Origin of the sequence: Streptomyces sp. AK010, assembly GCF_014207295.1 — a bacterium.
GTDB lineage: Bacteria > Actinomycetota > Actinomycetes > Streptomycetales > Streptomycetaceae > Streptomyces > Streptomyces massasporeus.
Genome location: NZ_JACHCX010000002.1, coordinates 76,312 through 100,425, shown reverse-complemented (window position 1 = coordinate 100,425; position 24,114 = coordinate 76,312). Strand labels below are relative to the sequence as shown.

The 24,114-nt window shown below is 71.3% G+C and carries 26 protein-coding genes and 3 pseudogenes; 12 read left to right on the top strand and 17 right to left on the bottom strand.

Translation table 11 applies throughout. The annotated features are described in order from the left end of the window. Nucleotides 1-317: 317 nt before the first annotated feature. Complete coding sequence (locus HDC93_RS03700) at nt 318-800, bottom strand: CarD family transcriptional regulator (RefSeq protein ID WP_003953493.1); 483 nt, start codon at nt 798-800, stop codon at nt 318-320. 582 nt (nt 801-1,382) lie between these two features. Here HDC93_RS03700 and HDC93_RS03695 point away from each other — a divergent pair. Further along, nucleotides 1,383-2,066, top strand: coding sequence for a DUF461 domain-containing protein (locus HDC93_RS03695; protein WP_185007140.1), 684 nt, complete (start codon nt 1,383-1,385; stop codon nt 2,064-2,066). A 90-nt stretch (nt 2,067-2,156) separates the two neighbouring features. On the opposite strand, the gene HDC93_RS03690 is transcribed toward HDC93_RS03695, so the two are convergent. Further along, nucleotides 2,157-2,837, bottom strand: coding sequence for a response regulator transcription factor (locus HDC93_RS03690; RefSeq protein WP_030243122.1), 681 nt, complete (start codon nt 2,835-2,837; stop codon nt 2,157-2,159). Then, nucleotides 2,834-4,126 carry a cell wall metabolism sensor histidine kinase WalK gene (locus HDC93_RS03685; RefSeq protein WP_185007138.1) on the bottom strand — a complete coding sequence of 431 codons (1,293 nt, stop codon included), beginning with the start codon at nt 4,124-4,126 and terminating at the stop codon, nt 2,834-2,836. Before HDC93_RS03685 ends, HDC93_RS03690 begins: the two co-directional genes overlap by 4 nt. A gap of 266 nt (nt 4,127-4,392) precedes the next feature. Here HDC93_RS03685 and phoU point away from each other — a divergent pair, with 266 nt between their 5' ends. The 3 genes from phoU to HDC93_RS03670 all read left to right on the top strand — a co-directional run bounded on the left by phoU (nt 4,393) and on the right by HDC93_RS03670 (nt 5,918). Then, nucleotides 4,393-5,094: a phosphate signaling complex protein PhoU gene (phoU, locus tag HDC93_RS03680; RefSeq protein WP_185007136.1), complete on the top strand. Its 702-nt coding sequence runs from the start codon at nt 4,393-4,395 to the stop codon at nt 5,092-5,094. Nucleotides 5,095-5,358: 264 nt separating this feature from the next. Then, a complete protein-coding gene (locus HDC93_RS03675) occupies nt 5,359-5,514 on the top strand; it encodes a hypothetical protein (RefSeq protein WP_167345925.1) in 156 nt (51 codons plus the stop codon). A gap of 152 nt (nt 5,515-5,666) precedes the next feature. After that, complete coding sequence (locus HDC93_RS03670; RefSeq protein WP_185007134.1) at nt 5,667-5,918, top strand: SCO4226 family nickel-binding protein; 252 nt, start codon at nt 5,667-5,669, stop codon at nt 5,916-5,918. Between the two features lie 36 nt (nt 5,919-5,954). Here the strand turns inward: HDC93_RS03670 and HDC93_RS03665 are convergent, their stop codons facing one another. From HDC93_RS03665 to HDC93_RS03650, 4 genes are all read right to left on the bottom strand, one after another. Next, nucleotides 5,955-7,100: an RNA polymerase sigma factor gene (locus HDC93_RS03665; RefSeq protein WP_185007132.1), complete on the bottom strand. Its 1,146-nt coding sequence runs from the start codon at nt 7,098-7,100 to the stop codon at nt 5,955-5,957. Then, nucleotides 7,093-7,515 (bottom strand): YciI family protein, encoded by a 423-nt coding sequence (locus HDC93_RS03660; protein WP_185007901.1) that lies wholly within the window; start codon nt 7,513-7,515, stop codon nt 7,093-7,095. The genes HDC93_RS03665 and HDC93_RS03660 overlap by 8 nt, the downstream gene beginning before the upstream one ends. 41 nt (nt 7,516-7,556) lie before the next feature. Then, a complete protein-coding gene (locus HDC93_RS38105; protein WP_260419395.1) occupies nt 7,557-7,853 on the bottom strand; it encodes a hypothetical protein in 297 nt (98 codons plus the stop codon). Nucleotides 7,854-8,125: 272 nt separating this feature from the next. After that, the gene (locus tag HDC93_RS03650) at nt 8,126-8,887 is read right to left on the bottom strand and encodes a phosphoglyceromutase (protein WP_142162480.1); all 762 of its coding nucleotides are present in this window, start codon (nt 8,885-8,887) and stop codon (nt 8,126-8,128) included. Nucleotides 8,888-9,081: 194 nt separating this feature from the next. Between HDC93_RS03650 and HDC93_RS03645 the strand changes: the two genes are divergently transcribed. After that, nucleotides 9,082-10,398, top strand: coding sequence for an MFS transporter (locus tag HDC93_RS03645; protein ID WP_260419394.1), 1,317 nt, complete (start codon nt 9,082-9,084; stop codon nt 10,396-10,398). A 58-nt stretch (nt 10,399-10,456) separates the two neighbouring features. Here the strand turns inward: HDC93_RS03645 and HDC93_RS03640 are convergent, their stop codons facing one another. Together HDC93_RS03640 and HDC93_RS03635 are read right to left on the bottom strand one after the other, a co-directional pair. Then, nucleotides 10,457-10,993, bottom strand: coding sequence for a GNAT family N-acetyltransferase (locus HDC93_RS03640; RefSeq protein WP_185007130.1), 537 nt, complete (start codon nt 10,991-10,993; stop codon nt 10,457-10,459). 264 nt (nt 10,994-11,257) lie between these two features. Next, nucleotides 11,258-11,593 (bottom strand): DUF6233 domain-containing protein, encoded by a 336-nt coding sequence (locus HDC93_RS03635; protein ID WP_185007128.1) that lies wholly within the window; start codon nt 11,591-11,593, stop codon nt 11,258-11,260. Nucleotides 11,594-11,799: 206 nt separating this feature from the next. Here HDC93_RS03635 and HDC93_RS03630 point away from each other — a divergent pair, with 206 nt between their 5' ends. After that, entirely contained in the window at nt 11,800-12,219 is a 420-nt protein-coding gene (locus HDC93_RS03630) for a nuclear transport factor 2 family protein (protein WP_185007126.1), read from the top strand. A 90-nt stretch (nt 12,220-12,309) separates the two neighbouring features. Then, nucleotides 12,310-12,913: pseudogene (locus HDC93_RS03625) on the top strand (AraC family transcriptional regulator); the annotation flags it as partial. Here the strand turns inward: HDC93_RS03625 and HDC93_RS03620 are convergent. Together HDC93_RS03620 and mshA are read right to left on the bottom strand one after the other, a co-directional pair. Then, the gene (locus tag HDC93_RS03620) at nt 12,910-13,419 is read right to left on the bottom strand and encodes a YbjN domain-containing protein (RefSeq protein WP_185007124.1); all 510 of its coding nucleotides are present in this window, start codon (nt 13,417-13,419) and stop codon (nt 12,910-12,912) included. The pseudogene HDC93_RS03625 and the gene HDC93_RS03620 sit on opposite strands and share 4 nt — an antisense overlap. Next, a complete protein-coding gene (mshA, locus tag HDC93_RS03615; RefSeq protein WP_185007122.1) occupies nt 13,412-14,749 on the bottom strand; it encodes a D-inositol-3-phosphate glycosyltransferase in 1,338 nt (445 codons plus the stop codon). The genes HDC93_RS03620 and mshA overlap by 8 nt, the downstream gene beginning before the upstream one ends. Before the next feature lie 597 nt (nt 14,750-15,346). Here mshA and HDC93_RS38100 point away from each other — a divergent pair. The 5 genes and pseudogenes from HDC93_RS38100 to HDC93_RS03595 form a co-directional block, all read left to right on the top strand. Further along, nucleotides 15,347-15,442: pseudogene (locus tag HDC93_RS38100) on the top strand (dihydrofolate reductase); the annotation flags it as partial. 147 nt (nt 15,443-15,589) lie between these two features. Beyond that, nucleotides 15,590-15,961 (top strand): annotated as a pseudogene (locus tag HDC93_RS03610) (CPCC family cysteine-rich protein); the annotation flags it as partial. 30 nt (nt 15,962-15,991) lie between these two features. Next, nucleotides 15,992-16,810, top strand: coding sequence for a class I SAM-dependent methyltransferase (locus HDC93_RS03605; protein WP_185007120.1), 819 nt, complete (start codon nt 15,992-15,994; stop codon nt 16,808-16,810). Nucleotides 16,811-17,096: 286 nt separating this feature from the next. After that, nucleotides 17,097-18,185: a C40 family peptidase gene (locus tag HDC93_RS03600; RefSeq protein WP_185007118.1), complete on the top strand. Its 1,089-nt coding sequence runs from the start codon at nt 17,097-17,099 to the stop codon at nt 18,183-18,185. A 359-nt stretch (nt 18,186-18,544) separates the two neighbouring features. Then, nucleotides 18,545-19,891: a PP2C family protein-serine/threonine phosphatase gene (locus tag HDC93_RS03595; RefSeq protein ID WP_185007116.1), complete on the top strand. Its 1,347-nt coding sequence runs from the start codon at nt 18,545-18,547 to the stop codon at nt 19,889-19,891. Between the two features lie 260 nt (nt 19,892-20,151). Here HDC93_RS03595 and HDC93_RS03590 read toward each other — a convergent pair whose 3' ends face one another. The 6 genes from HDC93_RS03590 to HDC93_RS03565 all read right to left on the bottom strand — a co-directional run bounded on the left by HDC93_RS03590 (nt 20,152) and on the right by HDC93_RS03565 (nt 24,074). Beyond that, nucleotides 20,152-20,484 carry a DUF2516 family protein gene (locus HDC93_RS03590; protein WP_179879122.1) on the bottom strand — a complete coding sequence of 111 codons (333 nt, stop codon included), beginning with the start codon at nt 20,482-20,484 and terminating at the stop codon, nt 20,152-20,154. A gap of 106 nt (nt 20,485-20,590) precedes the next feature. After that, a complete protein-coding gene (locus tag HDC93_RS03585) occupies nt 20,591-21,250 on the bottom strand; it encodes a hypothetical protein (RefSeq protein WP_185007114.1) in 660 nt (219 codons plus the stop codon). 88 nt (nt 21,251-21,338) lie between these two features. Beyond that, nucleotides 21,339-21,995 (bottom strand): helix-turn-helix domain-containing protein, encoded by a 657-nt coding sequence (locus HDC93_RS03580; protein ID WP_185007112.1) that lies wholly within the window; start codon nt 21,993-21,995, stop codon nt 21,339-21,341. A gap of 344 nt (nt 21,996-22,339) precedes the next feature. After that, nucleotides 22,340-22,759, bottom strand: coding sequence for a PIN domain-containing protein (locus tag HDC93_RS03575; RefSeq protein ID WP_185007110.1), 420 nt, complete (start codon nt 22,757-22,759; stop codon nt 22,340-22,342). Then, nucleotides 22,756-22,977, bottom strand: a complete 222-nt coding sequence (locus HDC93_RS03570) for a type II toxin-antitoxin system VapB family antitoxin (protein WP_181801051.1) — start codon at nt 22,975-22,977, stop codon at nt 22,756-22,758. Before HDC93_RS03570 ends, HDC93_RS03575 begins: the two co-directional genes overlap by 4 nt. Nucleotides 22,978-23,225: 248 nt before the next feature. Further along, complete coding sequence (locus HDC93_RS03565; RefSeq protein WP_185007108.1) at nt 23,226-24,074, bottom strand: putative RNA methyltransferase; 849 nt, start codon at nt 24,072-24,074, stop codon at nt 23,226-23,228. Between the last annotated feature and the right edge of the window lie 40 nt (nt 24,075-24,114).

Genomic DNA, 24,114 nt, shown 5'->3' with positions numbered 1-24,114 from the left:
GTTTGTGTGCTGGCCTGGCGTGGGTATGGCCTGGAGGAGTGCCGGGCGCGACGCGCTCGACCGGACCCTTCCGTGACGCCGGTCGAGCCGGCTGCCCGGGCCCGGCACGCCGGACAAACAACCGGGGCGTGAGTGATAACACAACCCGGGGTGGCGGTGCATCGACATCTGGGTGCGAACATGCCGCTCTGGGTGCGAACATGCCGCAGCGCCCGGCGACAAAGGAATTCGTCATCGGGCACCGCGGCATTTCGATGTGCAGGCGCGCGCTTGATCAGCAGCCTTGATAAGCACAGCGCTGAGCGACCGGCTTCGCCTCAGGAGGCGAGAACCTCGTCGAGCAGAGCTTCGGCCTTGTCCTCGTTGGTGTTCTCCGCGAGGGCCAGCTCGCTCACCAGGATCTGGCGGGCCTTGGCGAGCATGCGCTTCTCACCGGCGGAGAGTCCACGCTCACGCTCACGACGCCACAGGTCACGCACGACTTCCGCGACCTTGATGACATCGCCCGAGGCGAGCTTCTCCAGGTTTGCCTTGTAACGACGGGACCAGTTCGTGGGCTCCTCGGCGTACGGCGCGCGCAGCACCTCGAAGACCCGGTCCAGCCCGTCCTGACCGACCACATCACGCACGCCGACGAACTCCGCATTGTCCGCTGGCACACGTACCGTCAGGTCGCCCTGGGCGACCTTCAGCACCAAGTAGGTCTTGTCCACGCCTTTGATCTGGCGAGTTTCGATGGCCTCGATCAGCGCGGCCCCGTGATGGGGATAGACCACGGTGTCGCCAACCTTGAACGTCATGTGACAGGTACCCCTTCCGTGGCTATCCAGGGTAACACGGAAACTGCGGGTTCTGAATGGCGTTTTCGCAGGTCAGGGCACATCTCGGGGCTTGACAACTCCAACAGGAACGTGCTTCGGACAGGGAGTGGAAGAAGGTATTCGCAGGTGGGAGTGGCTCTCCGGGGTGAGCGAAACGCGTACGTTACACGCATCCGGAGCATCCTCCAGAAGGCCGAACATCCCCATATGTCCGGTTCCGTGTGATCGACTTCCGCTACTCCGTTCGGAGGCCCGAGCCGGGTTCCGGTCGAATCCGGAATTGATCACCAGCCGCCCAGGCGGGCCGCCGATGATCAATTCCGAGGTGCTCCGCGCATTCCTTCACGGAAAATTTGCGGTACTCCCCGGGGCTCTTATGTGAATGCCGGACGAGCACCGCGTCAATGTGACCCGGGAGTCATGTGTGACTCAGGTGGGATCGCCGGTGACGGGGGGTCGGGTGCGGCCGGACCAGGACGGCTCGGTAACCTAAGGCCCGCTGACAGACACTTAGGGCGGCTTTTCCGGCCGCTCCGCTCGAGTCAAGGAGTTGCCGCCGCCGTGAGCAGCAGCCTTCGACGCGGTGCCCTCGCCGCCGCCGTCACCGCGTTCTCGATCGCCTCGCTCGCCGCGTGCGGCGCCGGCAACAACGCCCAGACCCTGGAGATCCAGCCGGACAACGCGGCCACGAGCGTCGGTGACATCAAGGTCCAGAACGCGATCGTCATCACGCAGCCCGACCTCGAGTCGACGGGCCCGGCCGCGGTCTCCGCGACCCTGTTCAACTCCGGCAGGAGCGCCGAGACGCTGGAGTCCATCACCCTCCCCGGCACCGGCAAGACCGCCGAGCTCAAGCCCGCCAAGGGCGGCAGCCTCAGCATCCCGCCCGGCGGCTCGCTGATCCTGGGCGGCAAGGACAACGCCACGGCGATGCTGCCGAGCAGCCGTGAGGCAGTGCAGGACGGCAACGCCCAGAAGGTCACCTTCACCTTCAGCAAGACGGGTGCCGTGAGCCTGCGCGCGTTCGTCGTCCCCGCCGAGCACTACTTCAAGGAGTGGGGCCCGTCCGAGGTCCCGGCCGCGCCGGGCGCGTCGTCGTCCCCGTCCGGGTCGCCGTCCGGTTCCCCGGCCGAGGGTGCCTCGGGCGCGCCGGAGAGCCCCGCGGGCGGTGAGACGCCGGGTGGCCACGAGGCGTCCGGCACTCCGACCGACGCGGCCTCCGCGAGCGCGGGTGCCGGCCACTGACCCGGTCCTGGAACGAATGGCACGAAGGGCGGGACCTCCTCGAGGGGAGGTCCCGCCCTTCGTTCTGTTCTGCCGTCGTACGCGGCCGGTCTACGGCTCGAACTTGTAGCCGAGGCCGCGGACCGTCACCAGGTAGCGCGGGGCCCCCGGGTCCGGCTCGATCTTGGCGCGCAGCCGCTTGACGTGGACGTCGAGGGTCTTGGTGTCACCGACGTAGTCGGCACCCCAGACGCGGTCGATGAGCTGCATGCGGGTCAGGACCCGACCGGCGTTGCGCAGCAGCATCTCCAGCAGGTCGAACTCCTTCAGCGGCAGGTCGATCTTGGTGCCGCCGACGGTGACCACGTGCCGGTCGACGTCCATGCGGACCGGACCGGCCTCCAGGGCCGCCGGGGTGACCTCCTCGGGCTCGCCGCGGCGGCGCAGCACCGCACGGATGCGCGCGACCAGCTCGCGCGAGGAGAACGGCTTGGTGACGTAGTCGTCGGCTCCTATTTCCAGCCCGACGACCTTGTCGATCTCACTGTCCTTGGCGGTCACCATGATGACGGGGACGTTGGAACGGCCGCGCAGCTGGCGGCACACCTCGGTGCCCGGCAGGCCGGGCAGCATCAGGTCGAGGAGGACGAGGTCGGCGCCGTTGCGCTCGAACTCGTCGAGTCCGTCGGGCCCGGTGGTCGCGACGGCGACCTCGAAGCCCTCCTTGCGGAGCATGTACGACAGGGCGTCGGAGAAGGATTCCTCGTCCTCGACTACGAGCACTCGGGTCACGGAAGGACCTCCGGGGCGGGAAGCGTTTCGTACGCGGTTGATTCGGGGGATGTGAGGGTGGACCGCCCGGCCTCCTCGTCGAGGCCCGCGCCTCCTGCGCGCTCGTGTCGGGCGGTCTGCTGATGTGCGCGGTCGCGGGCCGCACCGGCCTCCGGCAGCCGCAGGGTGAAGGTGGAGCCCTGGCCTTCGGCGCTCCACACCGCGACCTCCCCGCCGTGCGAGGCGGCCACGTGCTTCACGATCGCCAGCCCCAGTCCCGTACCGCCGGTGGCACGGGAGCGGGCCGGGTCGACGCGGTAGAAGCGCTCGAAGATGCGCTCCTTGTCCTTGTCGGAGATGCCGATGCCCTGGTCGGTGACGGCGATCTCGATGTGGTCGCCGCCGGGCGCGTTCACACTGCGGGCCGCTATGCCGACGCGGGTGCGGGCGGGCGAGTAGTTGACCGCGTTCTCGACGAGGTTGCCGAGGGCGGCGGCGAGCTGGCCGCGGTTTCCCCAGACACGCAGGTCGGCGGCGCCGCCCGCGGCCATGGTGATCTGTTTGGTCCCGGCCTGGTGCCGGCAGCGGTCGATGGCCTCGGCGACGAGCTCGTCGACGCGGACCGGCTCGGCGTCCTCCAGCGGGTCGTCGTTCTGCACCCGTGAGAGGTCGATGAGCTCCTGCACCAGGCTGGTCAGCCGGGTGGCCTCGATCTGCATGCGCCCGGCGAACCGCTCGACGGCCTCGGGGTCGTCGGACGCGTCCATCACGGCCTCGGAGAGCAGCGAGAGGGCGCCCACCGGCGTCTTCAGCTCGTGGCTCACGTTGGCGACGAAGTCGCGCCGGACCGCCTCGATGCGGCGGGCCTCGGTCAGGTCCTCCACGAGCAGCAGCACCAGCCGGGAGCCGAGCGGCGCGACCCGCGCGGAGACGGCCAGGGCCTCTCCGCGTCCGGTGCCGCGCCGTGGCAGGTCGAGCTCGACCTGGCGTATCTCGCCGTCCCGGCGGGTGTCCCGGGCCATCTGCAGCATCGGCTCGACGGCGAGCTTGCCGCCGCGGACCAGGCCGAGGGCGTACGCCGCCGAGCTGGCCTTGACCACGGCGTCCGCCTCGTCGAGGACGACGGCGGACGACCTGAGGACCGACAGGACCGTGTCCACACCCGGCGGGAGCACCGCGTCGGTGTGCAGGGAGCTACGGGTGGGGCGGTTCTGCTCGCGCTCACTCCACCGGAACGCCAGCATGGCGATGACACCGGTGAGCACCCCGGCGATCGCTGCCGCTGCGGCGACCGCCGCGTTCACGTCCATGCACCCAGGTTAGGCATGGCTCGGGCACCCTCCACAGCCGTCGGGGTGCGAGCTCGAACACTCGTCGCCCAGAGTTCACCTTGGAGCCAGTATTGGTTCATTTGGGATGACGGAAACGGACGCGTACGGGGCGGAACGTGGGAGCGTGGGGTTCGGACCGTTGGTAATACGACGGTCGTACCGCCGGTTGTTCGGTGGGCCCCGGCTTGTTCGGCGGGCCCCGGCCCGATGAACCCCCGACACAGACGCACGAGAGGGAAAGCCTGATGCGGGACGCGTACCACGAGGAACTGGACTCGATAAGCGACAGTCTGGTGGAGATGGCCCGGCTGGTCGGGTCGGCGATCGGGCGCGCCACGACCGCCATGCTCGACTCCGACCTGAAGCTGGCCGAGGCCGTCATCGAGGCCGACCAGAAGGTCGACGAGCTCCAGCACGACCTGGAGGCCCGGGCCATAGCCCTGCTGGCGCGGCAGCAGCCGGTGGCGACGGACCTGCGCATCGTCGTCACGTCGCTGCGGATGTCGGCCGACCTGGAGCGCTCGGGCGACCTCGCCCAGCACGTGGCGAAGCTCGCGCGCCTGCGCTACCCGGACCACGCGGTCCCGAGCGACCTGCACGCCACCATCCTGGAGATGGGACAGCTCGCGCAGCGCCTGATGGCGAAGGCCGCCGAGGTGATCATCACCAAGGACGTCGACCTGGCGCTCCAGCTGGAGCAGGACGACGACGAGATGGACCTGCTGCACCGCACCCTCTTCCAGCACCTGATGGACGACCGCTGGAAGCACGGCATCGAGACGGCCGTGGACGTCACGCTGCTCGGCCGCTACTACGAGCGGTTCGCCGACCACGCGGTGTCGGTCGCCAAGCGTGTGGTGTACCTGGTGACGGGTGAGCACGCGGACGAGCTCCAGACGGACGCGCAGCCGGAGATCCAGGCGGTTTCGGGGGCCGAGAGCGCCTGACGGGGCCGGTGCCGGACGCCGGCCGGGGCGGAAGCAGGGCGCCGGCCGAGGGCCGGTGCCGGGCGTCGGCCGGGGCGGACGCAGGGCGCCGGCCGAGGGCCGGTGCCGGACGCCGGCCGAGGGCGGGTGCCGGGCGCCGACCGGGGGCGGGTGCCGGGGGCGGACGGGGATCGGCTGGGGCGCGTGGGCGCCTCAGTGCGCCGTTGATGCGCCCAGCGGAACGGGCATCCAATGGGCACAGGCACCAGCCTCGAGGAGGGACCCATGGCCGAATCCCCCAGTACGACGCCCGACCCCGCCCGGCAGCGCGAGACCGAGCAGCCCGCCGAGATCAGGAGCCTTCCCCTGATCGCCGCGTGCGGCTGCGGCTCGGGCTGCGGCTGCGGCTGCCAGTCGGGCAGCCCCTGCCAGTGCGGCTGACGCCGACGCGTTGTCGTTCGTACGACCTGGAGGGCCCGGCGGTCTCGCCGGGTCCTGCGGCGTGGGGTCGCCGCCGTGGCCGTACGGGCGGAGCATGGGAGGGAGGCAAGGCGGCGCCGGGCCGGCGCCGTGCCGGGAAGGAGACGCGAGACATGCCCAAGTTCATGGACGTCCATCGCGGCATGAAAGGCATCACGGAGGAACAGCTCCGTGAAGCCCACAACGCGGACCTCGCCATAGAGAAGGACGAGCAGGTCCACTTCGAGATGGCCTGGGCGGACCCGGAGTCCGGCCACGTCTACTGCCTCTCCGAGGCCCCCTCGGCCGAAGCGGTCCAGCGCATTCACGAGCGGGCCGGGCACATGGCGGACGAGGTGCACCCTGTGCCTTTGACCGTCAAGTGACGTGTGACCGTCAAGTGATGTGCCGCGTGCGGCCCGTCAGCGGCGCCGGTCGGCGTTGAGGCGGGCCGCCTGGCGGGTCAGGTAGTCGCGTTCGGCGAGGTTGGGAGCCTTGCGGGCCGCCTCGGAGTACAGACGGGCTGCCGTTTCCGGATCGCCGTCGCGCTCGTGGAGGTACGCCGCCACGGCGGTGTGACGGGGCAGCGAGTCGTCCAGCGCCGCGAGCGCCGCCAGTCCCGCGCGCGGTCCGTCGGCCTCGCCCACGGCCACCGCGCGGTTGAGCCGGACGACCGGGTTGTCCGTCAGGCGCAGCAGTTCGTCGTACCACTCCACGATCTGCACCCAGTCCGTCTCCTCGGCGGTGAGCGCGTCGGCGTGGAGCGCCGCGATGGCGGCCTGGGCCTGGAACTCGCCCAGCCGGTCGCGGGCGAGTGCCGCCTGCAGGATCCCGATGCCCTCGGCGATCGCCGCGGTGTCCCACCGGCTGCGGTCCTGCTCGGCGAGCGGCACCAGGCTGCCGTCGGGCGCCGTACGGCCGGCGCGCCGGGCGTGGTGGAGCAGCATGAGCGCCAGCAGCCCCGCCACCTCGGGGTGGTCGATCGTGCCCGCGAGCTGCCGGGTGAGCCGGATGGCCTCGGCGGAGAGGTCGACGTCGCCGGAGTAGCCCTCGTTGAAGACCAGGTAGAGGACGCGCAGCACGGTCGCGACGTCGCCGGGCTGGTCGAACCGCACACCGGAGACGGTGCGCTTGGCACGGCTGATGCGCTGCGCCATGGTCGCCTCGGGCACCAGGTAGGCCTCGGCGATCTGCCGCGTGGTGAGCCCGCCGACGGCGCGCAGCGTGAGCGCGACCGCCGACGAGGGCGTCAGTGAGGGGTGGGCGCACAGGAAGTAGAGCTGGAGCGTGTCGTCCACGTCGGGCGCGGGCCCGCGCTCCGGCTCCTCGTCGACCAGGTCCTCACGCCGGCGGCGGGCGCTGTCAGCCCGCACCTGATCGAGGAACCTGCGCCAGGCCGCGGTGACCAGCCAGCCCTTCGCGTCCCGGGGAGGGTCGGCCGGCCACACGCGGAGCGCCTCGATCAGCGCGTCCTGCACGGCGTCCTCGGCCGCCGCGAAGTCGGCTCCGCGGCGGACGAGGATCGTGAGCACGCTCGGGGTGAGGCTGCGGAGCAGTGCCTCATCCATGGACGGAGCACTCCGGGATGGTGGGCGGCGCGGTCAGGAACGGACGCACCTCCAGCCACTCGTGGATCGGCTTCCCGCCCGCGCCGGGGGCGGCGGACAGCTCCCCCGCGAGCTCGACGGCCCGCTCGTAGCTGTCGACGTCGATGATCATCCAGCCGGCGATGAGGTCCTTGGTCTCGGCGAACGGGCCGTCGGTGGCCGGCGGACGCCCCTCACCGTCGTACCGGACCCACGCGCCCTCGGGGGCGAGCGCCTGACCGTCGACGAACTCGCCGGTCTTCTCCAGCCGGGCCGCGAAGTCGTTCATGTACTGGATGTGCGCCGAGATCTCCTCCGGCGTCCACTGGTCCATGGGCACGTCGTTGACCGCTGCCGGGGCGCCGCGGTAGTGCTTCAGAAGCAGGTACTTGGCCATCGTCTTCTCCTCGGTGCCGGTGCGACCCATCCTGGCCGCCTTCACCCCGGGGACGGAGCTGGACGCGGGTTCTCGACATCGCCGCCGAAGTTTTTTCTCAGCGGTTCTCGTTCACTGCCCGACGCGGCCGTCGATGCGTTCGCGCAGGAGGCCGGCGTGGCCGCAGTGACGTGCGTTTCGGCGATCTGCGCGACCAGCCCGCCGGCCATGAGGAGATCACGCCAGTCCGTGCGCGCCAGGCGGCCCGCCGAGCGGAACCGGTCCACGTCCCCGTCCGCGATCACCACAGCCGCAGTCAGGAGCCGCTCCGGGCTCTGCCGTGAATCCTCGAGCTCCACCGCCGGCTTCCGCAGGGCCCCCTCTGTCCCTTTGGCAGCCTAGGGGTCCGGGAAATCCCCTCGGATGCGGACTCGCGGTCGATCACTGATCGGTTGCTCAGCCATGCCTTCCCCCTCCGCCAGAACCAACCAGGCGGCCCTCAGCACGTCGCAACCGGCCCTGGTCCGACGAGGGTTCGGCCGGCATGAGCGTGCGTCCCGCAGAGGGCCCAGGCCGTGAAAATGCCCCCGCCCCGCGCCGTATGCGCAGGTCGGGGGCATGATCACAATCCCTACTTCTTCTTGCCCTGGTTCTTGACCGCCTCGATGGCCGCTGCCGCCGCCTCGGGGTCCAGGTACGTGCCGCCCGGGTTCAGGGGCTTGAAGTCGGCGTCGAGCTCGTAGGAGAGCGGGATGCCCGTGGGGATGTTGAGGCCCGCGATGTCCGCGTCGGAGATGCCGTCCAGGTGCTTGACCAGGGCGCGGAGCGAGTTGCCGTGGGCCGCGACCAGGACCGTGCGGCCGGTCAGCAGGTCGGGGACGATCGCGTCGAACCAGTACGGGAGCATGCGGACGACGACGTCCTTCAGGCACTCCGTGCGCGGGCGCAGCTCCGGCGGGAGGGTCGCGTAGCGCGGGTCGGCGAACTGGGAGTACTCGGCGTCGACGTCGAGCGCCGGGGGCGGGGTGTCGTAGGACCGGCGCCACAGCATGAACTGCTCCTCGCCGAACTCGGCGAGCGTCTGGGCCTTGTCCTTGCCCTGGAGGGCGCCGTAGTGGCGCTCGTTGAGGCGCCAGCTGCGGTGGACGGGGATCCAGTGGCGGTCCGCGGCCTCCAGGGCCAGCTGCGCCGTGCGGATCGCGCGCTTCTGGAGGGACGTGTGGACCACGTCGGGCAGGAGATCGGCGTCCTTCAGGAGCTCGCCACCGCGGACTGCCTCCTTCTCGCCCTTCTCGTTCAGATTGACGTCCACCCAGCCGGTGAACAGGTTCTTCGCGTTCCACTCGCTCTCGCCGTGGCGGAGGAGGATCAGCTTGTACGGTGCGTCGGCCATGCCTCAGAGCGTAATCCACGCTTTCGCCCGTTCGCGTGGCTGCCCGGCAGGCGGACGTTTGACCGGATCTGTTAAACGAGTGGCCCCTGACAACCAGCGGCTTGTAATTTGCGCATGCGGTCGGCGCTGCTTACAGGCGTCGTGAGCGCCGCTCATCCGGCGCCGCCGACATCTCGTTGCCTCCGGGGGGATCCATGCCGTACGCCCTGCGTGCCCGACGCGCCGTCCGGGAGACGGTCTCCGGTCTCCCCCGTGAGTTCTGGTGGCTGTGGACCAGCACGCTGGTCAACCGGCTCGGCGCCTTCGTCGCCACGTTCATGGCGCTGTACCTGACCCTCGACCGCGGCTACTCCGCCACGTACGCCGGCCTCGTCGCCGCGCTGCACGGGCTCGGCGGGGTGGTCTCCTCGCTCGGCGGCGGCGTGATGACCGACCGGCTGGGCCGGCGGCCGACCCTGTTGATCGCGCAGTCCTCGACCGCCGCGTCCGTGGCGCTGCTGGGGTTCGTGCGCGACCCGGTGGCGATCGCCGGCGTCGCCTTCCTCGTCGGCATGGCCAGCAACGCCTCGCGGCCCGCCGTGCAGGCGATGATGGCCGACATCGTCCGGCCCGAGGACCGTATCCGCGCCTTCTCCCTCAACTACTGGGCCATCAACCTCGGCTTCGCCGTCTCCTCCATGGCCGCCGGGTTCATCGCCGAGGTCAGCTACCGCGCCGGGTTCCTGATCGAGGCGGGGATGACGATGGTCTGCGCGGTCCTCGTCTTCCTGCGGCTGCCGGAGTCCAAGCCCACCGCGACCGTGACGGAGGCGGCGCCCCGGGACGACTCCGTGAGCCTGCGCACCGTACTGCGCGACGGGCCGTTCATGAGCGTCGTCGGGCTGTCCTTCCTCGTCGCGCTGATCTTCCAGCAGGGGGCGGTGGGGCTGCCGGTGGCGATGGGCGAGGCCGGTTTCACCCCGGCCGAGTACGGCATGGCCATCGCTGTCAACGGCGTGCTGATCGTCGTCCTCCAGATCCCGGTCACCCGCTTCATCGAACACCGGGATCCCCGCCGGCTGCTGGTCGTCTCGTCCGTCCTCGCGGGGTACGGCTTCGCGCTCACCGCCTTCGCGGGGTCGTTGGGGGTCATCGCGCTCACGGTGTGCGTGTGGACGCTGGCGGAGATCGTCAACGCGCCGACGCAGACGAGTCTCGTCGTACGGCTGTCCCCGGTGCACGGGCGCGGGCGCTACCAGGGCATGTACACGATGTCCTGGTCCGTGGCCGCCCTCGTCGCTCCGCTGCTGTCCGGGTTCGTCATCGACCGGTTCGGGGCGGAGTGGCTGTGGGGGTTGTGCGCCGTGGTCGGGACGGCGGCCGGGGTCGGCTACGCCGTGTTGATGCGGCGGGTGTCCGCGGGGGGACAGACGGAGGGCGTAGAGACGGAGGAGGAGGCCGAGACGGCTGACGGGGTCCGGGCGTTGGCTGCCGGGGAGAACAGGGAGACCCGTAGCGGCGGGACGCTGTGACCGGCCCGGGAGCCGGGCCCGTCGCAACCGACCACACGAACCCGGTACGTCCGGTCCGTCACATCGGCAGGGAGTACAGCCGCACCCGCCCCGCAGGCAGGCGCGCGGTGTCGCGCAGGGGCGTCACCATCGTGCGCAACGGCATGGTCACCAGAGCGGAGCCGGGCTGCTCGACGAGCACCTCCGTGTCGAGCGGGTGCCATCCGAGGCGCTGGTAGAGCGGCACGAGGGGCGGCCGGCAGAACAAAAGCGCGTGCGCGGGGCCCTGCGTACGTGCGTGGTCGAGGGCCGCCGCCAGCACGAGCCGGGCCAGGCCCCGACCCCGTACGTCGGGCGCCACGGCCACCCCGCCCACTCCCATGACCTCCGTCTCCACGTCCCCGATCGCGACCGGCAGCCGCAGCAGACCTGCGTGTGCCACCAGCCGGCCGTCGAGCCGGACACCGAAGTGGTCCTCCTTGGGGAGCCAGGTCAGACCGGTCCCGGCAACGCCGAAGGGGTCGTCGCCGGTACCGAGGATCTCCTCCAGGTCGGCCTTCGTGTAGCGGGCGAGCCGCGTGACGGTCGGGGCCGCGGAGGGCTGGTTCGCAGACATACCGGAATGATGATCCGGCCCACCGAAACCATGCTCCTCGGGTGCGCGGCCGGCGCTGGCAGGTCTCCTCCTGGCCGTCGACGAAGCCCGACCGTCGGTTGGGTCCCGGACGACTTCTCCGGGCCGCCCCCGGACAGATCGGGGATGCAACCATTCCCTGCGGAGCTGGAACCCCCGGAAGCCGGCCGCGCGAGGAGGACCATGGGCTCCGGCACTTGCAACGGGGCTCCGGGCGTCAAGGCCCCCGTCCCGGGGCGGACCCCGCTACCCGTCCATGAAGCCGAGCTCCGTGTCCGGACGGCACTGCGGGCAGGCCTTGACCCCGTCGGCGAGGGCGCGCCGGGCGTGGTCGCGGTCGACGCCCTTGCCGCGCCGGCCCGCGTTCCAGCAGCCGCCGACATGCACGTACACCGCTTCCTGGCCGGTCAGGCCGCGCTCGATCACCCAGTCCGGTGCGGGCGGCCGGGCGAGGAGGCCGCGGCGGTGTTCGGCCTGGCGGCGTTCCTCGTCCGCGATCCATCGGCGGGTGCGTGCCAGGTCGCGCTCCTGCACGCGCTCCAGGAAGCGGAGCAGCGCGAGCCGCGACTCTGGGTCGTTCATGCGTTCGATTCTAGGATCAGGTTCGCCGTACTCCCACCCCGGAGCCCGTCAGGCCCGGCCCCCGGCTCGTCGGATCCCCCTGGGGCTCCCCAGGCCCCGGGGCCCCAGGCCCGTCGCGCACCGCGCACCACGTCGGCGCCGGTGGTGCGCGGAGGCTACCTCCGAGGTAATCGACGTTCCTCGGGCACCCCGACAAGGTGGGTCCCATGACGCCCACCGACACCGCCGAAGCCACCCGCTCCACCGTCCGCAGGTTCCTCGAACTCCGCCTCGCCGGTGACACCGAGGGGCTCACGGCCCTCTTCGCCGACACCGTCGACTGGATGCTCGCCGAGAACCCCGTCGTGCCCTGGATCAGGCCCCGGTCCACCGCCGCCGAGTGCGCGGCGCAGGCCGATGACCTGGCCCGCTACACCGTCCCCGAGGACGCCCGCGCGTCCGTGGACACGATCCTCGTCGACGGGAAGGACGCCGTGCTGACGGGGGAGGTCTCCGGGACCGTCCGGGCGACGGGCAAGTCCTTCTCGGGGCCCTTCGCGCTGCGGCTCACCGTCGAGGACGGGCGCATCACCCGCCACCACCTGTACGAGAACAGCGTGTCGATCGCCGCGGCCTGCACGCCCTGACGTCCGGCGTGTGGCTCACCGTGGCCGTGGCCGTGGCGAGAAGGGATCGCTCACTCCACGCCCCCACGCCACCGTCTCCGAGATCACCCGCTGACGTCGCTGCTGCCGCCGCACGTGCCGCACAACGGCTCCCCCGTCACCCCGGAGGGCTTCCGCAAGCGGGTGCTGTACCTGGACGGCACGCATCTCGGGGACGAGTTCATCGGGGCGGCCGTCGACCGGCCCGATCTGCGTGATCCGCTGCTGCGGCGCCGGGTGGGGCAGATGCCACGGCGCGCTGGGGCGCCCCGGTGAGGAACTGGAGGCCGAGAGCAGGCTGTTGTTCGTCGGGGAGCGGCTGCGCGGGCACCTGCGCGGCGACCCCGCTTCCCCGCGCCCGGCCGATCCCGTTCTCGCGCGGCGGCTGCGCGAGTTGCTGGACGAGCGGATCGTCGAGGGCGTGGCCCTGCGGGAGGCCGCCGGGCTGCTCGGCGCCCATCCCGCCCATCTCGTGCGGGCGTTCAGCGCGGCCTACCTCATCGCCCCGCACCAGTACCTGACGTCCCTGCGCGTGGGGCGCGCCCGGCGGCTGCTCCTGGAGGGGCACTCACCGGGCGATACGGCTGCGGCGGCCGGGTTCTACGACCAGTCGCACCTCACCCGGCACTTCCGCAGGCTGGTGGGGGTGCCCCCGGGGCGCTACAAGGCGCTTTAGCGCTCGGGGCGCTGGGTGAGGTGGGCGAACGCGTCCAGGTTGCGGGTCGACTCCCCCCGCGACACCCGCCACGCGTACTCCTTGCGGATCGCCGAGGCGAAGCCCAGCTCCAGCAGGGTGTTGAAGGCGCCGTCGGATGCCTCCAGGACCTGGCCGAGCAGCCGGTCGAGCTCGTCGGGGGTGACGGAGGGCAGGGAGAGGCGGCCGGTGACGTAGACGTCGCCGTGCTGGTCGACGGCGTAACTCACGCCGTAGAGCTTGAGGTTGCGTTCCAGCAGCCAGCGGTGGACGCCCTGCTCGTTCTCGTCGGGGTGGCGGATGACGAAGGCGTTCAGCGACAGGGAGTGTCGGCCGATGATCAGGGAGACGGTCGTCTTGAGCTTGCGGGTGCCGGGGAGCTGCGCGACGTAGGTGCCGGGCCGGGGGCTCTCCCACTCCAGTTCGGCGTCCTTCAGCGCTCCCTCGACGACCTGTGCCGCGCGCTGTTCCTGATCGGTTTCACCCATGCAGCGAGCGTACGCGACGGCGGTGCGCCTGCATCGCGGCCGTGTAGACGTCCGCCGTGGCGGCGGCCGCCGTGTCCCAGCCGAAGGACTGGGCGTGCCGGGCGGCCTGCCCGCCGAGCCGGGCCGTCAGGTGCGGGTCGTCGGCGAAGTCGCCCAGCACGCGCGCGTAGTCGGCCGGATCGTGCCCGCGGACGAGGAAGCCGGTGTGCCCGTCGCGCACGGCGACCGGCAGACCGCCGACCGACGCCGCGAGCACCGGGGTGCCGGCCGCCTGCGCCTCTATGGCGACCAGGCCGAACGACTCGCTGTAGGAGGGCATGACCAGCACGGAGGCGGCGCGGAACCAGTCCGCGAGCTGCTCCTGGCCGACCGGCGGGCGGAACCGTACGACGTCCGCGACGCCGAGGCGCGCGGCCAGCTTCTGCAGGCCCTCGGGCTTGGCGAGGCCGCTGCCGGAGGGGCCGCCGACGACGGGCACGAGGATGCGTGAGCGCAGTTCGGGGCGTTCGTCGAGGAGGACGGCGACGGCGCGCAGCAGCACGTCGGGGGCCTTCAGGGGCTGGATGCGGCCCGCGAAGAGCGGGATCAGCGCGTCCTGGGGCAGACCGAGGCGGGCCCGGGCGGCGGCGCGGCCGTCGGCGGGCGAGAAGCGGCTGAGGTTCACGCCGGGGTGGACCACGGCGACCTTGTCGGTCTCGGCCGCGTAGTGCCGTACGAGTTCGTCGGCCTCTTCGGTGGTGTTGGCGATAAGCCGGTCGGCGGCGGAGACGATCTGGGTCTCACCGATGACGCGGGCGGCCGGTTCGGGGCTGTCGCCGTCGGCCAGGTTGGCGTTCTTGACCTTGGCCATGGTGTGCATGGCGTGCACCAGGGGGACGCCCCAGCGCTGGGCGGCGAGCCAGCCGACATGGCCGGAGAGCCAGTAGTGGGAGTGGACCAGGTCGTAGTGGCCGGGGCGGTGGTGGGCCCAGGCCTGCATCACGCCGTGGGTGAAGGCGCACAGCTGGGCGGGGAGGTCCTCCTTGTTGAGGCCCTCGTAGGGCCCGGCGTCGACGTGCCGGACGAGGACGCCCGGGGCCAGCTCGACGGTCGGCGGGAGGGCGGCCGCGGTCGCGCGCGTGAAGATCTCGACCTCGATGCCGTGCGCGGCGAGGCGCTGGGCGAGCTCCACGATGTAGACGTTCATGCCGCCGGCGTCGCCGGTGCCCGGCTGGTGGAGTGGAGAGGTGTGCACGGAGAGCATGGCGACACGGCGGGGCCTGCGGTGCAGCCGCAGGCGCGCGGACGACGACGCGGAGCGCCGACCGAGCCTGCCGATGTACTGGCTCACGTGGCGTTCCTCCTCGCCTTGGGCATGCCTCTCGCAGGGCGCACGAGCCCTCCGACGGGGTCCAACACCGGAGGGAGGTGCTCCATTTCCGGATTCGGGAGTTTTACCGAATCATTACCGCTTGTCGCTCAACCGTTCGAGGTGTGGAAGGGGCGGGTCCCCCGACTTCGGGAGCGTGACCAGCAGGTGAAATCCGGTCGACGACTCCCCCGGGACGGGTCAGGGCCGGCGGAGCGCGCCGGCCAGGGAGATCGCCGCCCGCCCGCCAGGACTGGCGGATCTCATCGGCCGGGAGAACGTCCGCCGCCACCGCGCCGCCGGGGATCACCGGCCGGGGGTCCACCGGCCGGGGGTCCACCGGCCGGGGGTCCACCGGCCAGGGGTCCACCGGCCAGAGGTTCACCGGCCAGAGGTTCACCGGCCAGAGGTTCACCGGCCAGAGGTTCACCGGCCAGAGGTTCACCGGCCAGAGGTTCACCGGCCGGGGGATTCGCGCGTCTCGCGTGCGGCCCCCCGGCGAGTCACCGCGCCGATGGGTCTCCGCGCCCCACGCTGTCTGAAGGGGTGACGGGACGAGCGGGATGAGGAGGGCGCGTGATGAAACTGGTGGTGCAGGAGTTTCTGTCGCTCGACGGTGTCTCCCAGGGGCCGGGCGCCCCGGACGAGGACACCAGCGACGGCTTCGAGCGGGGACGTACGGGGGCGGGACGTAGCGGCCGAGGCACGAAAAAGGGCAAGGCGGCAGGCCCTCGGGGGCCTCTGCCCTCACCGGCATGACGGGCCCACGGCACCGCCCCCGCACCGCCCCCTCCGCCCGAGGAGTTCCTCCCCTGCCCGTGCTGCGGCCACCAGACCCTCGGCGAGCTGTGGGCCTACGAGATCTGCCCGGTCTGCCACTGGGAGGAGGACCCCTTCCAGCTCCGCCACCCCATGTCCGGCAGCGACCCCGACCATGGGCTGAGCCTGATCGAGGCACAGGCCGAGTTCCGGCGGGTCGGGGCGGTCACCGAGGAGATGCGGCGCCACGTACGTCCGCCACGGGACGACGAGCCGGTCGCCCCGGGCTTTCGGCCCGCCGCCCCGGGCTTTCGGCCCGCCGACCCGGACCGGGACCCGTTCGAGCAGGGTCCGTCCCACGACCCGATGCCCGGCGGCCTCACCACCCTCTCCTACCGGCGCCCCTCCTACTGGCGGCGGCACCTCGCGCCCTGACAGCGCCGGCGGCCGCTTAACCTCGTACGCATGACACCCCGCGCAGCCGCCCGCCCCTTCGGCACGGTGACGCGCGGGACGACCAACCCCAACCGGCTGCGCCGCATGGACCGCTGGATCGCGGACACGCACGGCGCCGAGCTGCGCCGCGCCGCCGACCCCGTGGCGGTCGACCTCGGGTACGGCGCCGCCCCCTGGACCGCCGTCGAGCTGCTCCAGCGCCTGCGCACCGTCGCGCCACGCGCGCGTGTCGTGGGCGTCGAGATCGAACCGGCCCGGGTCGCGGCGGCCCTGCCCTACGCGCGGGCGGGGCTCGTCTTCCGGCACGGCGGCTTCGAGATCCCGGTCCCCCAGCGGCCCCTGCTCGTCCGCGCGGCGAACGTGCTGCGGCAGTACGACGAGGGCGAGGTCGCGGCCGTGTGGGAGCGGCTGTGCGCGCGGCTCGCCCCGGCCGACCCGGCGACCGGGTCGCGCGGCGGGCTGCTGGTCGAGGGGACCTGCGACGAGATCGGACGCCGCCACGTGTGGGTCGCGCTCGGCCCGGAGGGACCGCGCACAGTCACCTTCGCGACCCGGCTGGGCTCCTTGGAACGCCCCTCGGACCTGGCCGAACGCCTGCCGAAGGCGCTCATCCACCGCAACGTCCCGGGCGAAGCGGTGCACGCCTTCCTGCGCGACTTCGACCGCGCCTGGGCCGCCGCCGCGCCCTACGCCTCCTACGGCGCCCGCCAGCGCTGGATCCGGACGGTGCGGGACCTGACGGCGGACTGGCCGGTGACGGACGGTCCGGTGCGGTGGCGGCAGGGGGAAGTGACGGTGCGGTGGGAGGCGTTGGCTCCAAGGACCTGAGCTCCCGGGTCGGACATTGGCCGGTCGGGGGCCGGTCAGGGATCGGACGAGGACCGGTCGGGACCTGGACGCAGGCACCGGACAGGACCCGGACGAGGAACCGGTCAGGGCCCGTTGGAACGATCTCTTTGAGTCGTTCGTCACACAGACGGGGAGATCGTGTTGCCGGGGCATACCGCCGAGGGGGTGGCGGGAAGTACTACCCCTGTCGCTTTCCGAGCCGACATGGCAGCATCCCCAGGCGAACCGCAAGTTACTGACGGTTAATCAGTTTGGGGGTTGAGGTATGGAAACGGGCAAGCGTGGCCTGATGGCGACGGCGGTGGCCGTGGTCTGTGCGGTCACGGTGCTGGCCGCACCGGGCACGGCGTTCGCGAACCCCACCCCCTCGCCCACCCCGAGCGCGGGATCGGCCCTCGCGCCCGCCAAGGACCTCGAGGCCGTCCGCAAGAAGCTCGACAAGCTCTACCGCGCCGCGGCCCGCGCCACCGACGAGTACAACGCCGCCGACGAGAAGGCGGACAAACAGTCCACCCAGGTCGTCGAACTGGCCAAGAAGATCGTCAAGGGCCAGGAGAAGCTCAGGAAGCTGAAGGACCGCGCGGGCGCCGCAGCCGCCGCCCAGTACCGCGGGGGCGGACTGCCCCCCGAGGCCCACCTGGTGCTGAGCGACGATCCGCGCGACTTCCTCGACGGCGCGGGCCGGGTCCGCGAGGGCCACCACGCGACCAAGGGCCTCCTCGGCGAACTGACCCGCACCCAGCAGGACTTGGAGCAGTACGCCAAGGACGCCTCCGCGCAGCTGAAGAAGCTGGAGGCGGGCCGCAAGGCCAAGGCCGCCGCGCAGAAGAAGATCGAGAAGCAGATCGCGCAGGCGGAGAAGCTCGAGTCGGCGCTGCAGAAGGAGGAGCAGGAGCGCCTCGCCGAGCTGGAGACGGAGGCCGCGAACAAGGCGCAGACCGCCTGGCTCGACTCCGGCATCCTGAACGAGATCAACGGAAAGGCCTCGAAGCAGGGCAAGAAGGCCGTGAAGTACGCCACAGCCCAGATCGGCAAGCCGTACCAGTGGGGCGCCGAGGGCCCGAGGACCTACGACTGCTCGGGGCTGACGTCACAGGCCTGGATCTCCGCCGGCCGCGGCATACCCCGCACCTCGCAGGAGCAGTGGAAGCAGCTGCGGCACATCGACGTCCAGGACATGCGGCCCGGCGACCTCATCATCTACTTCGGCGACGCCAGCCATGTCGCGATGTACATCGGCGACGGGGCGATCGTGCACGCCCCGCGCCCCGGCCGGACCGTGACGATCGCGGGGGCGGGATCCATGCCCATCCTCGGGGTGGTGCGCCCGGACGCCGGCACCGGCCCCAACTGAGCGCGGACGGCGGCCGGACGGAACCCGTGACGGCACCCGGAACGACGACCGGACGGAACCCGGAACGACGACCGGACGGCGGCACACCGAATATCGGACACCCGCGGTGACCTGGCCCACGTGACCCACCGCACGCTCCGTTCGGCGCAAAGCGTGCGCTGGCGTGACGTTCGTCATCCCCGCAGCATCTCCGAGCTGTCCAACTGCGGGGCATATCGCGGCATATGACACCGGCCGGTGGCGCAGCGGCGTGGCTCACACCATTCCTATGCGGCGCCGACACCCGCTATGGTCCCGCTCGGTGGGTCGAGGTCCCTCGCCCCACCGTGCCCTCGGGGGGAGGGAAGGAACCCAAGACGATGCCCGTACCCATACCGCGGCAGAGAGCGATCCCGGCCGTGGAGAGTGGTCAGGCGCAGGCCGCGTCCCCGCGTGGCGGCTCGGCCGAGGAGTCCGTGAAGGACGCCTCGCCCGTGAGCCGCACGCCGGACACCGCCGTGAACACCACGAACAAGGTGGAGAACAACACCGCCCACACCAACCTGACGCTGCTGCTGATCGAGGACGACCCGGCCGGTTCGCCGATCGTGCCGGACATGCTCGACCAGGCAGGCAAGCCGATCCGCGTCCGCACGGCCCGCAACCTGACGGAGGCCGGGCGGCTGCTGACCGACGACGTCCACTGCATCCTGCTGGACCTGGCGCTGCCCGTGCCGGGCCACGCGGACTCCGAGGACGAGCTCGCCGTGCTCAAGCACGTGCTGGACCTCGCGCCCCGGCACGCCGTCCTGGCGCTGACCGCGTCCGGCGACGCCGAGCGCGGCGCCGAGGCGGTGCGGGTGGGCGCCCAGGACTACCTCTTCCGCGACGAGCTGGACGGCAGGCTGCTGAGCCGCGCGATCCGCTACGCGGTGGAGCGCAAGCGCTCCGAGTCGGCCGAGCGCCGTCTCGCCGAGGGCCGGCTGCGCGCGCAGGAGAACCGCCGCCTGGAGCGCGGCCTGCTGCCGACGCCGCTGCTGGAGGGCTCCCCGCTGCGGTTCGCCGCCCGCTACCGCCCCGGCCGCTCGCGCGCGCTGCTCGGCGGCGACTTCTACGACGTCGTCCGCACGCCGGACGGCACCGTGCACGCCATGATCGGCGACGTCTGCGGCCACGGCCCGGACGAGGCCGCCCTCGGTGTGGAGCTGCGGATCGCATGGCGCGCGCTGACCCTGGCGGGCCTGTGCGGCGACCAGCTGCTGGGCACGCTGCAGCAGGTGCTGGAGCATGAGCGGGCCGACGACGAGATCTTCGCGACCCTCTGCACGGTGGACATCGCGCCGGACGGCCGCCGCGCCGGGCTCTGCCTGGCGGGCCACCCGTCGCCGCTGCTGGCCCGCCCCGGCAAACCGGCGCGCCTGCTGCCGTACGACAACAACGGACCGGCTCTCGGGCTGCTGCCCGGCGCCCGCTGGCCGCGGATGCAGGTGGAGCTGGGGGCCGAGTGGAGCCTGATGCTCTACACCGACGGCCTGATCGAGGGCCACATCTGCCAGGGCCGGGAGCGGCTCGGCCAGGACGGCATGACGGAGATGGTCCGCCGCCAGTTCGCCGAGGGCCTGCGGGGCGAGCAGCTGCTGCGGGCGGCGGTGAACGAGGTGCGCGACCTCAACGGTGGCGAGCTGACGGACGACGTGGCGGTACTGCTGCTGGACCGGGTGCCGTAGGCCGGCCGAACGCCCAGGGGGGGCCGAACGCCCGGGGGGCCGAACGCCCGGGGCGAAACAGCGGGCCGGGGCGAAACAGAGGACCGGGGCGAAACAGAGGGCCGAAAGCCGCGAAGCCCCCGGCGAGAGCCGGGGGCCGAGGCGAGAGCCGGGGGCCGAGGGCCGGGGGCGAAGCCCGGGCGAGAGCCAAGGCCCGGGGGACGAGAGCGCGCGGCCCCCGCTAGCGTCGCGCGTGGGCCGAGAGCTGGGCCGGGGGGCTCTTACCGGCCGCCGTTCCACGGGCCGTACGGGCCGTCGCTGCTGGAGCCGCGGTTGCTGCGGCCGCCGCCCGGGAGCGCGCGGATCGCCGGCCGTACGTCGACCATGTACACGATCGTCGCGATGAGGCCGATGATCGGCAGGAACGACAGGATCGGGAAGAGCAGGTTCACCACGAAGGCGATCCCGAGGATGATCAGCCAGAAGGGCTTGGTCTTCTTGTCGGCCGCGCGGTAGGCGTCCTCCCGGCGCACCGCCGCGTCGAACAACGCGAAGCCGCTGAAAACGATCAGGGCCATGCTCAGAAGCCACATAAACCCTGCGAAGCCCTGCATCAGCACAACGTCCACCACCTGACTCGGCTCGTCCTACGCGTCACCGTACCCGTACAACGGGCCGGACACCCCCAGCGTGCCCGGCCCGTGTGATCGCTCCGCCGCCCTACTTGGCGGGCGGGGTGGTCTTCTTCGCGGTGGTGGTCTTGCGCGCCGGAGCCTTCTTGGCGGCGGGGGCCTTCTTCGCCGGGGCGGCTGCGGCCGGCTCCTCCTTGACCTCGACCGGCTGCGGCTTCGGCTTCGGCTCGACGGCCACGGCCAGCTCCTCGACGCCCTCGGCGACGTCCTCGATGCTGTCGGCGGCCTCACCGCGCCAGGTGCGCACGGCCTGCTCACCGTGCTCGGCGACCTTCTCGTAGGTCTCGCGGGCCTTGACGGCGTACTCGGCGGCCACGCCGACGCCGCGCAGCGCGAAGTCCTGGGCGTTCTCGCCGAACTTCTTCAGGTCCGCGTCGAGGTTGCTGCTCAGCTTCTTGAAGTCGGAGTCGAGGGAGCCGATGAACGCCGTGACCTTGGTCTGCAGGGTCTCCTGCGTCTCCTTGACGCGGGCAGTGGCCTCCTTGGCCCGGGCGGACGCCTTTTCCTGGACCGCCTTGGTGTCGGTGTTGCGCACGGCTTCGATCCGCGCCGGAGCCTCGGAGCGCAGCTGCTCCACCAGGGCCGGCACCTTCTTGGCCTGCTGAAGGGCGAGGTCGGCGGTGCCTGCGGCGAAGTAGAGCGGCGTCGGGTCGCTGAAGGTCTTGCGCAGGTCGTCGGTGATGGCCATGGTGATGGTCCTCCCGGATTCTGTCTCGCTTGAGGGTTCGGCTGAGGGTTGTGTGATCCGCGGCGGGCGGCCCATGCCCTGGTCCGGCTCAGCCGGCCGTCTGCTGCGGATCGGTGTCGCTGCCGCCGGTGCTCTTGCGGGTCCGGCGGATGGCGGTCGTACCGCCGTCGTTCGTGCTGTCGCTCTTGCCGGCGCCCTTGCCGGCGGTCTTACGGCTACGGCTCCGGGCGGGCTGACCGCCGTCGGCCGACCCGGTCGGCGATATCTCGATACCGACGCCGGCGTCGGGAGCATCCCCGTCCACGCTCACCGCACCGTCACCGGTGACGACACCGACGACGCCCGCGCCGCGAGGGCCGTCCTCGGCACCCGGGACATCGATGCCGTCGCCGATCCCGAACCCGTTCTCCTTGCGGAAGGACTCGTAGATCTGCAGCAGCACCTGCTTCTGCCGCTCGCTCAGCGTCGGGTCGGCGAGAATGACGGCCCGCGTCTCCACCTCGTCCCGGTCCCGCTCGGCGTCGAGGATGCCGGCCCGGACGTACAACGTCTCGGCGGAGATCCGCAGCGCCTTGGCAACCTGCTGCAGCACCTCCGCGCTCGGCTTGCGCAGCCCGCGCTCGATCTGGCTCAGATACGGATTGGACACCCCGGCGGCATCGGCGAGCTGCCGCAACGAGAGCTGCGCAGTGCGCCGCTGCTCGCGCAGATAGTCACCGAGATTGCCGACGTTGAGCGATGCCATGCCTCCACAGTGCAGCACCCCGCTAACTATTGCAAGCACCTGCTTGCAATAGTGCGCCACACCACGCGGGCGGAAGATCCCGGGCGCCCCTCAGTGTCCGTTCCCAGTGTTTGTGCGGACTCCCACGGGATCTGCTCGGTGATGTGATCGGGTCCCGGTCGACCTGCGCAGCGAGGTCTCTCGCAGGTTGTCCTACAGTCGCCGCGCGACGAAGACGAACTCCGTGCCTGGCCTGTCAGTAGCGTCGCCCACGTCTTCCACGGCATACCCCGCTGTCGGCTCGGCCGGGTGCGTGATGAAGGCGGGGCTCCCGTGTACTCCCGTGTCCACGACGGCCAAGGGCGCTATAGGCCTGGAGCGTTGCGCACATTCCGCTCGCTGACGTCGGGCAGGAAGCGGGCCACAGTGACGAAATCAGCGTCGTCGTGCAGTACAACCAATCCATGATGCACTGCGGTCGCGCAGATCATCAGGTCGAGTGGCCCGGCCGCACTGAGCGCCCCCTTCTCCGCGAGCGCGTACTGGGCTGTTTCAACCCAGTCCCACAACCTCTTCGGGAGAGGTACGTCGGGGTACAGATCCATGAACATGTCCCCCATGGCCTCGTACTCCACGGCATTGCGCGCTGAGCGCCGGAACTCGGCCCGCTGGGGAGCGCACGACCCGATGGCCCGGAGGGTGGTGGTCTCCAGCCACGCGTCCTTCAGTTGCTCCTCGCGCAGGAGGCGCCACAGACCCGAGGAGTCGAGCAGGTAGTGGATCACGCGCCACCCTGCTTGTCCTCGACGCGTCGCTGCTGCCAGCCCTCGTAGTCCCACTGCTGGGCGGCGTGGAAGTGCTTGGCTACGAGAGCGGCCCGCTCATGGCGTTCGGCGTACTCGCGAAGGGCGGCATTGACCACATCTTTCTTGGTGCCACCACCGGCGACACGCATGGCCTTCTCCAGCGCATCGTCATCAAGGTCGATCGTCGTCACGCTCATACTGGACTCCTCTATTCAAGGACAATATCCAGTATATGTATCCGCGGGGTGCACGTCTGTCACCGGCGCGTTCCGCCCCCAGACCTCCTGTCGTGGTTCGCTGAACGCCGACAGACGAGGTCGCGGCTTCGCCCCGGGCGGACTGCATACCTTCATTCGGACGCCCCACCCTCCCAGAGTTGCCAAAAAGGGTGGGGCGCCAAGCGCTCAATGGTTCGTCGGTCAGTAGGCGTGTCCGCCGCTCGTGGTCACCGAGGCTGGTAGGAGGTGGCCAGCACGGAGACGGTGACCTGGTCAGGTAGGGGGCCGTGGCCGCTCAGGTCCGCGTGGGTCAGGTGCCGTGCGCTCGGTGTCATCCCCACCAGGTCGATGGCTTCTTGCCTGGTCAGGGGTGCGGTGTATTCGACGTGCTGGGTACCGGCGGCCTGGAAGTAGGGGCCCAATGCCTGTTGCAGGCGCTGTTCCTTGTCCGGATCGATCGTGACCATCGCGGGGACCTGGCCCCGTAGCTCAGCCAGGTGCCGCTCAACGGGGCGCACCACGATCAACCGGCCGGTCGGACGGAGCACTCGGTGGAACTCGGTCGGGTTGCGCGGGGCGAACACGCCCAGCATCACGTCGACCGTCTGGTCGACCAAGGGGAAGGGGCGGAAGACGTCCCAGCTCGCCGCAGCGGCTCGCGGATGGGCTCGGGCCGCCGAGCGCAGGGCGCGTACTGACGCGTCCAGCCCTAGGCCGCGGGCGCCGGGCAGTTGATCGAGTACGCCGGCCAGGTAGTAGCCGATGCCGCATCCGATGTCCACGACCGTGCCTTGACCAGGCAGGACGTCGGCTGCCATACGGGTCAGGGTCCGGCGAATAGGGGCGTACCTGCCGGCGGACAAGAACTGCTTTCGGGCCTGAACCATGGCTGCGTCGTCACCGCTGGTGGCGCGGGCGCCCGTCAGGAGGCTGACGTAGCCCTGACGGGCGATGTCGAAGGTGTGGCCCGACGGGCAGCGCAGTGAGCCACGGTCGGATCGGAGACGGGCGCGGCACACCGGGCAGCGCAGCGAGTCGAGGAACGGTTCGAGGGCAGGGGGAAGCAACGCAGGCACAAGGCACTCCTGGCAACGGTGAAGGAAAGGGACCGTGCCT

Excerpts from the sequence above, each read along its gene's own strand:
- HDC93_RS03700 (WP_003953493.1), bottom strand. The coding sequence starts at position 800 with ATGACGTTCAAGGTTGGCGACACCGTGGTCTATCCCCATCACGGGGCC.
- HDC93_RS03685 (WP_185007138.1), bottom strand. The coding sequence starts at position 4,126 with ATGGACGTGAACGCGGCGGTCGCCGCAGCGGCAGCGATCGCCGGGGTG.
- phoU (WP_185007136.1), top strand. The coding sequence starts at position 4,393 with ATGCGGGACGCGTACCACGAGGAACTGGACTCGATAAGCGACAGTCTG.
- HDC93_RS03675 (WP_167345925.1), top strand. The coding sequence starts at position 5,359 with ATGGCCGAATCCCCCAGTACGACGCCCGACCCCGCCCGGCAGCGCGAG.
- HDC93_RS03670 (WP_185007134.1), top strand. The coding sequence starts at position 5,667 with ATGCCCAAGTTCATGGACGTCCATCGCGGCATGAAAGGCATCACGGAG.
- HDC93_RS03665 (WP_185007132.1), bottom strand. The coding sequence starts at position 7,100 with ATGGATGAGGCACTGCTCCGCAGCCTCACCCCGAGCGTGCTCACGATC.
- HDC93_RS03660 (WP_185007901.1), bottom strand. The coding sequence starts at position 7,515 with ATGGCCAAGTACCTGCTTCTGAAGCACTACCGCGGCGCCCCGGCAGCG.
- HDC93_RS03650 (WP_142162480.1), bottom strand. The coding sequence starts at position 8,887 with ATGGCCGACGCACCGTACAAGCTGATCCTCCTCCGCCACGGCGAGAGC.
- HDC93_RS03645 (WP_260419394.1), top strand. The coding sequence starts at position 9,082 with ATGCCGTACGCCCTGCGTGCCCGACGCGCCGTCCGGGAGACGGTCTCC.
- HDC93_RS03640 (WP_185007130.1), bottom strand. The coding sequence starts at position 10,993 with ATGTCTGCGAACCAGCCCTCCGCGGCCCCGACCGTCACGCGGCTCGCC.
- HDC93_RS03635 (WP_185007128.1), bottom strand. The coding sequence starts at position 11,593 with ATGAACGACCCAGAGTCGCGGCTCGCGCTGCTCCGCTTCCTGGAGCGC.
- HDC93_RS03630 (WP_185007126.1), top strand. The coding sequence starts at position 11,800 with ATGACGCCCACCGACACCGCCGAAGCCACCCGCTCCACCGTCCGCAGG.
- HDC93_RS03620 (WP_185007124.1), bottom strand. The coding sequence starts at position 13,419 with ATGGGTGAAACCGATCAGGAACAGCGCGCGGCACAGGTCGTCGAGGGA.
- HDC93_RS03605 (WP_185007120.1), top strand. The coding sequence starts at position 15,992 with ATGACACCCCGCGCAGCCGCCCGCCCCTTCGGCACGGTGACGCGCGGG.
- HDC93_RS03600 (WP_185007118.1), top strand. The coding sequence starts at position 17,097 with ATGGAAACGGGCAAGCGTGGCCTGATGGCGACGGCGGTGGCCGTGGTC.
- HDC93_RS03595 (WP_185007116.1), top strand. The coding sequence starts at position 18,545 with ATGCCCGTACCCATACCGCGGCAGAGAGCGATCCCGGCCGTGGAGAGT.
- HDC93_RS03590 (WP_179879122.1), bottom strand. The coding sequence starts at position 20,484 with ATGCAGGGCTTCGCAGGGTTTATGTGGCTTCTGAGCATGGCCCTGATC.
- HDC93_RS03585 (WP_185007114.1), bottom strand. The coding sequence starts at position 21,250 with ATGGCCATCACCGACGACCTGCGCAAGACCTTCAGCGACCCGACGCCG.
- HDC93_RS03580 (WP_185007112.1), bottom strand. The coding sequence starts at position 21,995 with ATGGCATCGCTCAACGTCGGCAATCTCGGTGACTATCTGCGCGAGCAG.
- HDC93_RS03570 (WP_181801051.1), bottom strand. The coding sequence starts at position 22,977 with ATGAGCGTGACGACGATCGACCTTGATGACGATGCGCTGGAGAAGGCC.